Genomic DNA, 14116 nt, shown 5'->3' with positions numbered 1-14116 from the left:
AGTGGCCGCCAATGTAGATGATGCCGATGCGACTTCTGTGACAGACGATGCGGAGTCGCAGGCGATCGAGTCTCCTGCGCCGTTGGCGGAGGACACGCGGTCGGCAGATTGGCGTGACGTTCCCAGTCGTAACGATGTAATGGTGTCTGCGTTGTCAGGCACGGTAGGTGGTCCGGTCGGTCGGCATGCGCTGATCGGCCGGACCCGTTTTTTCACCCCGATGCGGGTCATCTTGCTGTTGGCCGTCGTGTTCCTGGCGTTGGGGTGGTCGACCAAGGCTGCGTGTATTCAACAGGCGCCGTTCGGCGAGCAGGGTCAGCTGGGTCTGGACTGGGGAGGCTCCCGCCAGTACGTCGCCCTGTGTTACTCGGACACGGTTCCTCTGTACGGTGCGGAGCGCCTCGATCAGGGTGCGTTCCCGTACAAGAAGTCGTGGGAGGAAACCCGATCCGACGGTTCCGTGCAGACGCGGTACATGGAGTATCCGGTTCTCTCGGGGCTCTATCAGTACGGCTCCATGAAGGTCGCAAAGGCGTGGGATTCGATCACGTGGCTGCCGGGCGCAATTCAAGTTGCCCTGTACTTCAACGTCGTTGCGTTCGGCTTGGCGTTGGCGTGGTTGGTGACAGTGTGGGCGACGACGCTCTTAGCCGGCAGGCGGGTGTGGGACGGCGCGTTGGTCGCGTGTTCACCGCTCGTGATCGTGCACGTGTTCACCAACTTCGATCCGTTGGCGACGGCATTTGCCATGGGCGGTTTGTTGGCATGGGCGCGTAAGCGACCGGTCCTCGCGGGCATTTTGTTGGGGCTGGGCGGCGCCGCGAAGTTGTATCCGCTGTTGTTGCTCGGCCCGCTCCTGGTTCTGTGCCTGCGGGCGGGCAAGACGCGTGAGTGGCTGGTGACGGCGCTCAGCGCGGCCGCGGCGTGGCTGGCGGTGAATCTTCCGATCGCAGCGCTCTACCCGCACGGTTGGTACGAGTTCTTCCGGCTCAACTCCGAGCGCGGCGCCGATCCGGACTCGATCTACAACGTAATCGCGTCGTTCACGTCGTGGACGGGCCTCGACGGTCCCCTGGCGCAGGGTGAATCGCCGTCGAATCTCAATGCCGTGTCGTTCATTCTCTTTGCTGTGGTCTGCGTGGGAATCGGTTACGTCGCTTTGACGGCGCAGCGACGCCCCCGCGTCGCGCAACTGTGTTTCCTCCTTGTCGCGGGATTCCTACTGACCAACAAGGTGTGGAGTCCGCAGTATTCGCTGTGGCTGGTGCCGCTCGCGGTTCTTGCGCTGCCGCATCGCAGACTGCTTCTTGCCTGGATGACCATCGACGCGTTGGTGTGGGTTCCGCGGATGATGTACTACCTCGGGGTCTCGAACAAGGGTCTGCCCGAGCAGTGGTTCACGGGAACTGTTGTGCTGCGCGATATCGCGGTTCTGGTGCTGTGTGCGGTCATTCTTCGCCAGATCTACCGCCCCGACGAAGACCTCGTGCGGTACGGGTTCATCGACGACCCGGCCGGTGGTGTTCTCGATCAGGCACCGGACAAGCAGCCGTCGTGGTTCCCGGGGTGGCTGCGTCCGAAACCGGTGCGAGAGCCGGAGTTTTCGTCCGTCTGAATCACCATTCGTCGAGAGTGGTGTGACCGTCCTGGATGGCGCGCGCGAACAGTGCCGCTTTGGTCGGCGCGGGTCGCCCGACGTTGATGTACTTGGTCCTGATCCGGGAGATGTGCGTGTTGACAGTGCCGACGCCCACTCTCAGTTCGAGCGCAACTTCCTGTTTGGAATCTGCCCGAAGCCAGGTAAGCAGGACTTCGATTTCGCGGGCGCTCAAGCGCGGTGTACGGGAGTTCACGCGGCGTCCCCTGACGAGAACCATGCATGTTGGGGCCATTCGCGTCGACTGGACAAGCTCCATGACAAAGACACCTTTCGGCTGAGGTTCCAAGGGAGGAAGTGCCCGCATCGGCGCAACTTTGCAGAAGGGCTGCGGGCGGGCCGGAATGCGACGTGATCAGTATGTCCAGGCGTTCGCTCGAAATTCCGGTCGAAGGCGCGATCAATACACAGTCCATACAACGCGCGATTCTCTGACCTGGTCGGATAAAGTGCCTCGCTATGAACTCGAAGGCGGAATCCGGCACCGAAAATCATGTCGATCCCGCAAATATCGAGTCGCGGGGGCAGTTTGCTGAATCGCTAACTGCGTTGCGGAAGGCCGCGGGGCTGACAGTCCGCGACGCCGTCGAACGGTCAGGCGGTCTCCACGGAACCGTGGCCGGGTGGTTTTCCGGGCAGCACCTTCCGACACCGAACAGCATGCCGAAGTTCGTTGCGCTGTTGAAAGCGTGCGGAGTCGATTCGGGCGAGCAACAGGAGAGCTGGATCAGCGCGGTCCAGCGCGTGCGGCAACTGACTGCCCGCCGCCGCGGCGACACCGTCGTTCCGTATCGCGGACTCGAATCCTTCCGTCAGGAGGACGCCGAGTGGTTCTTCGGGCGAGGTGAACTCACCACTGCTCTGGTGGAACGAGTCGCGGCGGCGACGCGGGGTGAGGGCAGCCGTCAGTTCATGGTCATCGGAGCGTCTGGCTCCGGTAAGTCGTCGTTGCTGCGGGCTGGTCTGGCTCCGAAGATTGCCGACGGCGATCCGCGGTTCGACGGTTGGCACGTGGAGGTTCTGCACCCGGGTTCGCAGGACATTCCGTCGTCGATCGGCGACACTCCCAAGGTCCTGATCGTCGATCAGTTCGAGGAACTGTGGACGCAGCGCGATCGTGATCGTCGCGAGGAATTCCTTCGGGCGCTCGCTGATCTGGGTGAGACCACGATCGTCGTGATCGGGATGCGGGCCGATTTCTACGGGCTTGCGGCCGAGGAGCCGTTGCTGCTTCCGTTGCTCGACGATTCGCCGATGGTGGTCGGTCCGCTCACCGAGGAGCAGTTGCGTGACGTGATCGTCGAGCCGGCAGTGAAGGCCGGGATGACGGTTCAGAGTGAGCTGGTTCAGGTTCTGGTCGGTGAGCTGACGCCGCGCGGTTCGCACACGGCAAGTGACCCGGGGGCACTCCCCCTCCTGTCCCACGCACTGCTGGGAACCTGGCAGCGCTCCACGCGTAAGACCCTGACGGTGTCCGACTACTACGCAACCGACGGCATCGCGGGTGCAGTTCAGCAGAGCGCCGAGGAGGTGTACGGCGAGCTGACCGAGAAGCAGCAGAAGTTGGCGCGCAGGATCTTCCTCCGGTTGGTCAACGTCGACGAGGTCACGCAGACGCGTCGACGAGCTCCCCGTACCGAGCTTTTTCTCGGCGACAACTTCGGCGACGTCAATACCGTCATCGACCTTTTTGCGCTGAGGCGTCTGTTGACTGTGGACGAGGAGACCGTCGAGGTTTCGCATGAGGTATTGCTGTCGGCGTGGAGTCGGCTGCGCGATTGGATCGATTCGGATCGCGCCGGTCTGGCGGTCCACCGCCGATTCACCTATGCGGCGCAGGTGTGGGAAGACAGTGGCCGCGACCCCGGTGCTTTGCTCGGGGCTGCCCGCCTACATCTGACCGAAGAATGGCTACGTACCGGTGAATTGGGCCTCGAACTGGAACCAAGCGAGACCCGCATCGCCGATCTCAACGCGACCGAGCGAGAATTTCTCGCCGCAAGTATCGCGCATCGGGATCAGCAGGAAAGTGCAGATCGGCGACGGACCCGCGTGCTACGACGGCTTGTCTCGGCGCTGGCTGCCGCGTCGGTGATCGCTTTGGTGCTGGCCGTGGTCGCGATGGTCGCCGGGTTCAGTGCCAATCATCAACGCGCCGAGGCAGATACGGCCCGTGACGAAGCGATGTCCCGCCAGGTTGCCACCGAGGCGACGCGGATGCGCGCCAAGGATCCGTCGTTGGCGGCGCAGCTTGCATTGGCCGCGTATGACGTCAGCGAGACCACGGAAGCCCGCTCGGCGCTGCTCGACGCGTCGGGTGTGCATGCGGCGACGCGCATCGTCGGCCCGCCCGGTGCCATGAAAGCTCGAATCAATCCCGCGGGAACCATTGTGGCCGTGGCAAGTTCCGACGGAATGGTCCGCCTGTATCCGATAGTCGAGGGTGCCGCGTCGGTAACGCCGGTGTCGGAATTCTTCGGGGTGGCGGAAGGGACGGTTCTGTTTGCGGCGTCGTTCAGTCCGGACGGGCGTTTGCTGTCGACCGGTGGAGCAGGCGGCGGCGCGCTGTGGGATGTGTCGGACCCGGCCAACCCGGTGCGCGGAACACTGTTCGTCGACGCGGATCACGTGGTGCAGGACATGGAATTCAGTCCGGACGGAACCAAGTTGATTGCCGGCACGTCGACGCCGGACGTGTTGCGATGGAACATCGACGACACCGCCGACGCGGTTGCACTGCAGCCGCTTCCGCATCCGGCTTCGGGAACCGTCACTGCCACGTTCAGTCCCGACGGCCGTTTGCTCGTGGCCGGTGGGCGCCAGAGCACTCTGCGGGTGTGGGATGTGACGCAGTGGGACAATCCCGCTGCGCCACCGATTTTTGCAACCGAACCCGACGGCACCACCAATCACTATCTGGGTGTTGCGTTCAGCGCCGACGGGCGGGAATTTGCTGCGGGATCTACGGCGCGAGAAGTGGTGCGCTGGGACATGGCAGATCCGGCTCGCCCGCGCCCATTGGCTGCGCTCACCGGGTTTTCCAGCTACGTCAACGAAATCAACTACAGCAACGACGGAACCCGTTTTGCTGCAGGTAGTTCCGACAACACCGTGCGAGTGTGGGATCCGCGTACAGCAGCGCTGATCGAGGTACTGCCGGATTCCGGCGCCATCACCACGGTCGACTACAGCGAGGACGGGCAGATTCTGGTCACCGGCGGACTCAACGGGGTGACACGCGTGTGGTCGATGCCGGGGCCAGTGTGGGCGGGAGCACGAGACACCATCTACACCAGTCCTTTTGCCGGTGACGGTTCGCGACTTCTGGCTGGCGTCGGCGCCAAGGGTAGTGCGTTGCTGGCGTGGAACACCGAGGATTTCGACAATCCGGTGTTGATGCCCGAGATGACACCCCGCGGTGAGGACAGGTTCACCGGGGCGTCGGCGATATCGGCAGATGGCCGGCTGGCGGTGGCCGGAACAGGTACGGGTGGAGCGTATTTGTGGGACATCAGCGATCCGACGACGCCGAGACTCGCCAGTGACCGGCAGGAGTACGTCGATGGCATCGTGGCCGTTGTTGCACTCGACCCGTCGGGAACGCTGTTGGCGGTGTCGTCACAGGATGACAACGTCTTTGCCTTGGTCGACGTCTCCGATCCTGCGGCGCCCGAGCTTCTGTCGAGGACCGATGCCGGGTCGTACCCGCAGATGATGGCGTTCCGGCCGGGTGACACCACGCTGGCCGTTGCCAACGCCAAGAACGAGGTCGATCTGTGGGACATATCCGATCGAGCTGCTCCGCGGATTGTTGCCAGTGTCGGCGGTTTCGAAAGTTATGCCCAGGCGGTGATGTTCAGTCCGGACGGTACGCTCATGGCGACCGGTAGTGCGGACCACAGTGTGCAGTTGTGGAATGTCGAGAATCCTTCGGAACCAAGGCAACTCGCACGAATGGTCGGTCCCGAATCGGCGATCTACTCAGTGTCCTTCAATCGGGCAGGTGAGTTGCTCTCGGCCGGCGTGGGTGATGGCACGGTGTGGTTGTGGGACATCACGGCGCCGCAGGACCCCGAGCGGTTTGCAGTGTTGACGGCGCAACCCGTGCGAGTCAACGATGCACAATTCGCGGGTGCGGCCGACCTGATTGCGGGTAGTGGCACCGAGAAGACAATTCGCGTGTGGGGCACCGATCCGGATGCTGTCTCCGCGCGGATATGCAGTACCGCCGGAACTCTCATCACCGAGGCCGAATGGGAGCGATACCTCCCCGGTGTGCCGTACCGAGATCTGTGCGAGGCCTAGAAGCCTCTCAGTTCAACCAGACCTCGACGGCCGGTTCGCTGCCCAGTTCACTTCCGCCGTCCAGGACAAGTAATCCATTGGGGCTGAGTTGGTAGGTGACGTCGTCGTTGCGGGCGGCAAAGCCTTCCCTGGTACGGATCGGATCGTCGATCTCGATTGTTGCTCCGTCACTGAGTCTTTCACCCTTGTAGTAGTAGCGGCCGACACCGGTTTCACAGACGACGACTCGTGAACCGGTAGTGATCGCAACAGCAACGGCGGGGTTGGACGCATTGCAGCGGGGACCGTTCGAGATGAAACCTTGCCGGTCCGTCCCGGTGACGGTGGGAAGGGGGCCGGACACCGTCGTGGTTACCCGGGGCGCGGTGGTTGTTTGTGGAACCGTTGTGGTCCGGGGTGCCGTGGTCGCTGCGTACGACTGCGCGGTGGTGTAGCTGTAGGTATTCGACCGGGCGTCGTCAGCAGCCTCCGTGACAGCGGTCGCGAACAGTCCCCAGAAGGCGATCCACGCGATGAAGAAGAGTATGCCGATCGCGGTGAAGATGTAACCGAGGATCAGGCCGGCGAGTGCCAAGCCGTCGCCCTGCTCACCGGTCCGTTTGATCTGACTGCGCGCGATGTGGCCGAACACGATTCCCAGTGGGGCAAAGAGGAACGCGAATACCAGCGCCAGGACCGCCAAGACGTTCGTTGGCTGCGGTTGCTGCCAGTTCTGTTGTGGGTACTGCTGCTGGTATCCGTACGGGCCCGGTTCGCTCATGCACTGATTTTGCGGTACGAAGTCAGGCAAACCGCGCAGGCGGTTGGTTAGCTGCGGACGCGTCGCTCCAACTGCGGTGCGATCGTCGGCCAATCCTCGTCCGTCATGGAAAAGAGGGCGGTGGTGCGCCAACTGCCATCCGTTCGCTGGCGGTGCTTGCGGAGCAAGCCCTCGTACTGCGCGCCCAGCTTGGCGATGGCGGCCCGGGATTGTTCGTTGAACTCGTCCGTGTGCCATTCGACGCGGACGGCGCCGAGATCGTCGAATGCCCGACGCAGCAGGAGAAGTTTTGCCTCCGGATTGATCCGAGTTCCCTGAGCGGACTTCGACAGCCACGTGTACCCGATCGCAAGACTGCGATACGCCGGGGCGATTTGATACAGCGAGGTGCTGCCCACTACGGCGTCGGTGCGCGTGTCGATCTGGGCGAACGCTACCCGATCCGGATTCGATTCGGCCGCCTCGATGTAGGCGACCGCCTCTGCGTGAGTGTTGATCGGGGCGGCTGTCCAGCGGAAGATGCTCGGATCGTCCGACGCGGCAATCAGTGCGTCGGCGTGCTCACGGACCAACGGTTCGAGCCGGACATGCGTGCCGGTCAATGTCGGTGATTGAAACCAGCTTTCGGTCATCTGCTGAGCTCCGGTATCGGTGGGGTTTTCTCGACAGCCGTCCCGGCGAGCGGATAGCGCAGCGGTACCCGCAAGAACAGGAAGAAGAACACGGCCAGCAACACCACATGACCCCACACGCTGGCCTGCACGACGGCTTCGTACTTGCTCGGATCGAGGTTCATGTCGAGTTGGTAGAAGTAGCGGAAGATGCCGATTCCCAATGCGGCATCGGCCACGAGATACGCGGCGATCCAGAACCATCGGATCTGAAACAGCACCAGGAACGGCAGCAGCCACAAGGTGTACTGCGGCGAATTCACCTTGTGCAGCAAGATGAATCCGCACAACATTGACGCGCTCACCGCGATCCACGGGAAATAACCGTCGCGCACAAAGCATCGCCAGCCCAGATACATCGCCAACGCGAACGACAACAGGATCATCAGAGGGGACAGGATGCTCACCAATGCGTCGTAGTCCGCGTTGAGTTCGCGTACACCGAAGCCGTAGAACGGTCGAAGACCCCAGAACCACAGCGAATTGGTGGTGATGTCGGCGCTGCGCTTCTCCTGGAAACTGAAGGACGCACGCCAACCGTCGTACGAGATGAGGGCAAACGGAAGGTTGACGAGAACCACCGTCGCCACCGCGGCACCAGCCGTCATCAGCGCGCCGCGTACGTCGTACTTCTTGCCGTCTCGGCCGCGTGTCAGGACATACGCGAGAAGCGGAAGAACAAAGATTCCCGGATACAACTTCAGGCAGAAACCGATGGCCAGGATGATCGACGCCAGTATCGCCCGCGTCCGAAAAGGTATGCGCTCGAACGTCATCACGAAGATCGCGCCGACGCTGGTTGCAACGACGGGCAGCTCCCAGTTGTGGAACGCGTACAACACCAGTGGCGGGGTGGCCGACCAGATCAACGCGTACGCGCCGCTCATCCGGCCAAGCATCCACGCCGTCAGCAAGCCGAACGGGGCCAGGATCAACGCGGAATGTAGCAGGAACTCGGCATCGTTGTGGGATCCGATTCCGCCCAGCCACATCAGGATTCCGCTGAGCACCGGATACTCGACGGTTCCGCCGTAGAGGAAACCTTCTGGCGTGATGCCGCCGGTGACAAACGGAAAGAGGTGTTGGTCGATGCCGCGTCCGAGCCACAGAAGCTGGATGTCGGAGTAACAGACACGGACGTTCTTATCGACATCGAAGGCAAGGCTCCGGCCGTCCGGCGCAAAGGGCGCGCCGGCGCACCGTGCCTTGTTGAAGTAGCCCAGGGTCATGGCCAGCCCGCAGAGACCGACGACAAGCGTCAGGATCGACGCCGAGGTTTTCCGGTCCGTTCGCATGAAGCCCACCCTAGGGGCTCGCGCTGCAAGACGGTTCGACGAGCGCCCGTAAGCGCTCTGGGCGTTTCCTGTGATCGGGGACGCGATTTCGCTGGTCAGGGGCACCTCGTGTAACCTACGAGGGTTGCTGACGCAACGACCCTCCTGCCACGGATAGTCCGTGGCCGTTTTCACTTAGTCCACAGGAGGTGATGAGGTCTTATGCGTCATTACGAATTGATGGTCATCCTTGACCCCAGCCTGGACGAGCGCACTGTCGCTCCTTCGCTGGATACGTTCCTCAATGTTGTGCGCCAGCACGGCGGCACGATCGACAAGGTCGATGTCTGGGGTAAGCGTCGTCTCGCCTACGAGATCCTGAAGCATGCTGAAGGTATCTACGCGGTGATCGACATCAACGCCACTCCCGCCACCGTTGCTGAGCTCGATCGTCAGCTCGGTCTGAACGAGTCGGTTCTGCGCACGAAGGTTCTGCGCCACAACAAGTGATTTCTGTCGGTAGCGAACTCTAACCTCGCACCCAACAGACTTACATCAAAAGCAGGAGGAACCACATGGCTGGCGACACCATCATCACCGTCATCGGAAACCTGACGGCTGATCCTGAGCTTCGTTTCACCCCGGCGGGTGCTGCGGTGGCAAACTTCACGGTTGCTTCCACACCCCGCACCTTCGACCGTAATTCCAACGAATGGAAAGACGGCGATGCGCTGTTCATGCGTTGCAACATCTGGCGCGAAGCAGCCGAGAACGTCGCGGAGAGCTTGACCCGTGGCTCACGAGTAATCGTGAGCGGCCGGCTCAAGCAGCGTTCGTACGAAACTCGTGAGGGCGAAAAGCGAACTGTCGTCGAGCTCGAAGTTGATGAAATCGGTCCGTCACTGAAGTACGCCACGGCAAAGGTCAACAAGGCCAACCGTGGCGGCGGCGGTGGCGGCGGCAACTTCGGAGGTTCCTCCGGCGGGTCGGGCGGCGGACGTCCGAGCGCTGCACCTTCCGGTGGAGACGATCCGTGGGGCAGTGCCCCTCCGGCTTCGGGCTCCTTCGGTGGCGGCGGCAACGACGAACCGCCTTTCTGATCCGTACCTGATCAGGGACATCCAGAAAAGAGCAAAGACATGCCGAAGCCGCCCTTGCGCGACAAGGTTATGAAGAAGAAGGTCTGCACCTTCTGCAAAGAGAAGAACACGCAGATCAACTACAAGGACACGACGTTGCTGCGTAAGTACGTCAGCGACCGCGGAAAGATCCGTGCTCGTCGTGTCACCGGCAATTGCGTCCAGCACCAGCGCGACGTTGCCATTGCCGTCAAGAACTCACGTGAGGTAGCACTGCTGCCTTACGCCACCGTGGCTCGCTAAGGAAAGGGAGGAAAGAACATGAAGCTCATCCTCACCGCTGACGTGGACAACCTCGGTGCGCCTGGCGACACCGTCGAGGTCAAGGACGGCTACGGCCGTAACTACCTGCTCCCCCGCCGGCTGGCAATCGTCGCTACTCGTGGCGCCGAGAAGCAGGTCGAAGGAATCCGTCGTGCACAGGAACTGCGCGCAGTGCGCGGCCTGGACCACGCCAAGGAGCTCAAGGCCGCTATCGAGGGACTCGAGTCCGTAACGCTGTCGGTCAAGACCGCCGGTGGTTCGGGCAAGCTCTTCGGTTCCGTTACCGCTGCTGACGTCGCTGCTGCGATCAAGGCTGCCGGTGGACCGGTTATCGACAAGCGCACCATCGCGTTGCCGAAGGCTCACATCAAGAACACGGGCAAGCATGCCGTGTCCGTGAACCTGCATCCCGATGTGGTTGCCAAGTTCAACCTGAACGTCGTCGGCGCATAGTCGATTCGTTCTCTTGGCGAGCCCCGCACACTTCGGTGTGTGGGGCTCGACCTTTTTGTGCACATAGCGACTCGATCCGGGGTTGGGGATAACTGTCACAGTGTGACGTTCAACTTGTTGATCCGTGATCATTTGGGCTCCGCAACACGCCCGACACGCCGACGCGCCGACTGCGGAGATAGTTTTTTCATCAACAGGTGTGTGAAATTGCACATGCACATCTAGCTGGGGTTTTATGGGAAACACCAAAAGTTGTCCCCAGGTTATCCCCAGATGGTGCACACAGTTTTTCAGGAGTTTCCACAATTACTCCACAGATTCATCCACAGGCCCGTTTGTTTGTGGGCTGGCAAGTCCCTAACGTCGTCTCGGCGTCTATCTACCGACCGGTGATTTTCCACCAGCACGATGTCGGTGGGGGCAGGTACAAATAGTGAGGGCCCTGCGTTTTTCTCGCAGTGTCATCGAGTGTTTTACGGGAAGGTCTCTCTGATGGCTGTTGTGGATGATCGAGGACCTTCCGACTACTCCGGACAGGATTACCCGGGGCCTCCCGAGTCCGAGCCTGATCAGGAATTCGGCCGCCAACCACCCCAGGACATGGTTGCCGAGCAGTCCGTCCTCGGCGGCATGCTGCTGAGCAAGGACGCCATCGCTGACGTCCTCGAGGTCTTGCGGCCAGGCGACTTCTACCGGCCGGCCCATCAGTCCGTCTACGACGTGATCCTGGACCTATACAGCCGCGGTGAGCCTGCCGACCCGGTGACTGTCTCCGCCGAACTGGACCGTCGTGGTGAGCTCCGCAAAATCGGTGGCGCCTCGTATCTGGTGACTCTCACCCAGACAGTGCCCACCGCCGCCAATGCTGCCTACTACGCCGAGATCGTGGCCGAGAAATCAGTGCTACGACGCCTCGTCGACGCCGGCACCCGGATCGTTCAATACGGCTACGCCGGCACCGACGGCCAGGATGTCGCCGAGGTTGTCGACCGCGCGCAGGCCGAAATCTTCGAGGTCACCGAGCGTCGTACCACCGAGGACTTCGTGCCCCTCACCGAACTCCTCCAGCCCACGATGGATGAGATCGACTCCATCGCCAGCCGCGGTGGCATCTCCCTCGGCGTGCCCACCGGGTTCAAGGATCTCGACGAAATCACCAACGGTCTTCATGCCGGTCAGATGATCATCGTCGCGGCTAGACCTGGAGTCGGGAAATCCACCCTAGGAATGGATTTTTTGCGTTCCTGCTCCATCACCCACGGCATGGCCAGCGTCATGTTCTCACTGGAAATGAGCAAAACCGAGATCGTGATGCGTCTGCTCTCGGCAGAGGCAAAGATCAAGCTCGGCGACATGCGTTCCGGCAAGATGACCGACGACGACTGGACCAAGCTCGCGCGTCGTATGAGTGAGATCAGTGAGGCGCCGCTGTTCATCGACGACTCCCCCAACCTCACGATGATGGAGATTCGCGCAAAAGCTCGGCGGCTCAAGCAGAAACACGATATTCGCCTGATCGTCATCGACTACCTGCAGCTGATGAGCTCGGGTAAAAAGGTCGAATCGCGTCAGCAGGAAGTTTCCGAATTCTCCCGTAGCCTAAAGCTTTTGGCGAAGGAGCTCGAAGTTCCGGTTGTCGCAATCTGTCAGCTCAACCGTGGTCCTGAGCAGCGAACCGACAAGCGTCCGCAGGTCGCCGACCTTCGTGAATCGGGCTCGCTGGAGCAGGATGCCGACATGGTCATCCTGTTGTACCGCCCTGATGCGACTGAGCGCGACGATCCTCGCGGCGGTGAAGCCGACCTGATTCTGGGTAAGCACCGTAACGGTCCGACCGCGACAATCACTGTGGCGCACCAACTTCACCTGTCCAAGTTCGTGGACATGGCGCGAGGCTAGCAATGTTGTCGAGATGCAGCGCAGATTAGCGAGACACGCCCCGCTACTTTGACGGGTCTTGGGCGAGTCGCCGAAGTTCGTCAAAGTATGTGCGTCGGACCGCGCGGTAGGTCGAGGTGGCGGGGAAGATATTGGCGGAGCAAACCATTGATGGTTTCGTTGCCGCCGCTATGCCTCTCGTCAGGCAGGCGTAGACGGCGCGTGATCGTCGAACTCATCGCTCTTGGCGGCATGCTTGGCGCGAAGGGCCTCGAGTTGGGCAGACTTGGCCGCGGCCATGCGTTCGCGGGTGGCGGCGGTACGAGCCGGAGCCGGTGCCGGGGCGGGGTCGACGAGGTCGGCGTCGAGGTCGGCGTCGAGGTCGGGGCGACGCGCCCCGGGAGGCGCCCCGACCTCGACGGTGTGCATCGCCTGGCCCAGCAAGATGAACGGGAGGATGAAGACCCAGAGGAAGATTGTGTACTCGCCGCTGTGGAAGAACACGGCCAGGTAGATGCCGTAGCTCAGGAACGCGGTGCCGATGAGACCGTTGACAACGCGGCGGCCGGGGTGCAGCTCGGAGGTCACCAGCGCCAAAACGATCACGCCGATTCCGCTGACGAACAGCGCCGTCACATAGAAGCCGAACACGTATTTCCCCCGTCACGAGCGGATAGAACGATGATCACCCTAGATCACCGGCGCCGGGACCTCTAACGTTTCGCTAATCTTCGCTGCATCTCGACACAACTGCTGCTGCCCCGCTGGAAAATTGGCGGTGTGCGTTGCTGCCGAGTGCGTCGGACCTCCACCACGTTGGTGGACGATGACCTCTTAAAGTGGAGAAAAAGCAGCGAAGTCGATCTGCCGACGAGCGTTGGACAGTGCAGTGACCACGCAGGTGCCGAGCGGGCCTTTCCTGTCGTAGAGGGTGGCAGTACCGATCGAAATTCCCTCGGAGGCAACAGCATTGTCTGCGCGAAGACCCAGTTCGTAACCGAGAGGCAGTCGCGACAACGTGAGGGTCATGTCCGCATTGATGTACCCGGCACCCTCGGATCCCCAATGGCATATGAGGTTTGCGGTGTCACCGAGCACCGCGGCGCGTTGGAACGGCGAGATCGGTTCCCCGTCCACGAGCGCAGGCAGGCTGTGCCACGCATTTTTGCGGTCGCCATTCTGGTTCGCTGCAAAATCGTGTGTCCACTCACGGTCGCTACTCTTGAACAGCGGCGGCGACCCCAGCGGCGAAACGCATCCTTCCGGAGGCACCGGAAGGTCCAGTACCGGACTCCACACACGACCGGCCGGCTCCGATCCAGTAGTCAGGAACACCACCGAGGCTCGTGCCCGCACTTGCTCGTCCTGCACGATGAAAGCATCCGCGGCGGTGATTCGCGTGCCTTGGCGGACAACCTCGCTGCGTACCTCGATCGGGGCAGTCGAGACCGGCTTGAACAAGTCCACTGTCAGCCGGGCCGGAACGAAGCCGGTCGGACAGTGAGTCTCGAGCTGGCGAGCGAGTAAACCACATACGGCATGACCGCCGACCTGGGTCGGTGCCCAGGCGCTGACCGCCAACTGCTCCGCTATGAGTAGCTCCCCGCGTTTGGTGAAGAAACTGACCATCGTTGCGGACTTCCTTTTCAGTTCATCTCGTCTGCTCGAATATTTCGAGATGTAACATGTTCTAGTTTCTTCTGGGTGAATTTCGG

13 protein-coding genes are annotated in these 14116 nt (G+C 61.7%); 7 read left to right on the top strand and 6 right to left on the bottom strand.

Features of this window, described 5'->3' with window-relative positions; translation table 11 throughout:
• Position 1: 1 nt before the first annotated feature.
• Complete coding sequence (locus tag EEB13_RS11040) at positions 2–1615, top strand: glycosyltransferase family 87 protein (protein WP_410055749.1); 1614 nt, start codon at positions 2–4, stop codon at positions 1613–1615.
• A gap of 1 nt (position 1616) precedes the next feature.
• On the opposite strand, the gene EEB13_RS11035 is transcribed toward EEB13_RS11040, so the two are convergent.
• Positions 1617–1853 (bottom strand): LuxR C-terminal-related transcriptional regulator, encoded by a 237-nt coding sequence (locus EEB13_RS11035; RefSeq protein WP_307718111.1) that lies wholly within the window; start codon positions 1851–1853, stop codon positions 1617–1619.
• Between the two features lie 263 nt (positions 1854–2116).
• Between EEB13_RS11035 and EEB13_RS11030 the strand changes: the two genes are divergently transcribed.
• Entirely contained in the window at positions 2117–5962 is a 3846-nt protein-coding gene (locus EEB13_RS11030) for a hypothetical protein (protein WP_141485252.1), read from the top strand.
• Positions 5963–5969: 7 nt separating this feature from the next.
• Here the strand turns inward: EEB13_RS11030 and EEB13_RS11025 are convergent, their stop codons facing one another.
• Genes EEB13_RS11025 through EEB13_RS11015 form a run of 3 tightly spaced genes read right to left on the bottom strand, consistent with a single transcriptional unit; the run spans position 5970 to position 8688 of the window.
• The gene (locus EEB13_RS11025) at positions 5970–6722 is read right to left on the bottom strand and encodes a DUF4190 domain-containing protein (protein WP_141485251.1); all 753 of its coding nucleotides are present in this window, start codon (positions 6720–6722) and stop codon (positions 5970–5972) included.
• 47 nt (positions 6723–6769) lie between these two features.
• Entirely contained in the window at positions 6770–7354 is a 585-nt protein-coding gene (locus tag EEB13_RS11020; protein ID WP_033237096.1) for a GNAT family N-acetyltransferase, read from the bottom strand.
• Complete coding sequence (locus EEB13_RS11015) at positions 7351–8688, bottom strand: glycosyltransferase family 87 protein (RefSeq protein WP_141485250.1); 1338 nt, start codon at positions 8686–8688, stop codon at positions 7351–7353. The genes EEB13_RS11020 and EEB13_RS11015 overlap by 4 nt, the downstream gene beginning before the upstream one ends.
• 201 nt (positions 8689–8889) lie before the next feature.
• Between EEB13_RS11015 and rpsF the strand changes: the two genes are divergently transcribed.
• The 5 genes from rpsF (at position 8890) to dnaB (ending at position 12422) form a co-directional block, all read left to right on the top strand.
• Entirely contained in the window at positions 8890–9177 is a 288-nt protein-coding gene (gene rpsF, locus EEB13_RS11010; RefSeq protein ID WP_003941237.1) for a 30S ribosomal protein S6, read from the top strand.
• 65 nt (positions 9178–9242) lie between these two features.
• Positions 9243–9767 (top strand): single-stranded DNA-binding protein, encoded by a 525-nt coding sequence (locus tag EEB13_RS11005; protein WP_033237097.1) that lies wholly within the window; start codon positions 9243–9245, stop codon positions 9765–9767.
• A 39-nt stretch (positions 9768–9806) separates the two neighbouring features.
• Entirely contained in the window at positions 9807–10049 is a 243-nt protein-coding gene (gene rpsR / locus EEB13_RS11000) for a 30S ribosomal protein S18 (RefSeq protein WP_003941245.1), read from the top strand.
• 18 nt (positions 10050–10067) lie between these two features.
• Positions 10068–10523: a 50S ribosomal protein L9 gene (rplI, locus tag EEB13_RS10995; RefSeq protein WP_033237098.1), complete on the top strand. Its 456-nt coding sequence runs from the start codon at positions 10068–10070 to the stop codon at positions 10521–10523.
• Between the two features lie 492 nt (positions 10524–11015).
• On the top strand, positions 11016–12422 hold the full coding sequence (dnaB, locus tag EEB13_RS10990) for a replicative DNA helicase (RefSeq protein WP_080711886.1): 1407 nt from the start codon (positions 11016–11018) through the stop codon (positions 12420–12422).
• A 180-nt stretch (positions 12423–12602) separates the two neighbouring features.
• Here dnaB and EEB13_RS10985 read toward each other — a convergent pair whose 3' ends face one another.
• Complete coding sequence (locus EEB13_RS10985) at positions 12603–13052, bottom strand: hypothetical protein (protein ID WP_033237099.1); 450 nt, start codon at positions 13050–13052, stop codon at positions 12603–12605.
• Positions 13053–13235: 183 nt separating this feature from the next.
• Positions 13236–14030, bottom strand: a complete 795-nt coding sequence (locus EEB13_RS10980) for a thioesterase family protein (RefSeq protein ID WP_095887478.1) — start codon at positions 14028–14030, stop codon at positions 13236–13238.
• Positions 14031–14116: the final 86 nt, after the last annotated feature.

Origin of the sequence: Rhodococcus sp. WS3 (assembly GCF_003797085.1) — a bacterium.
GTDB lineage: Bacteria > Actinomycetota > Actinomycetes > Mycobacteriales > Mycobacteriaceae > Rhodococcus_F > Rhodococcus_F globerula.
Note: the sequence above shows the minus strand (reverse complement) of the source record. Positions and strands in the feature narration are given on the sequence as shown.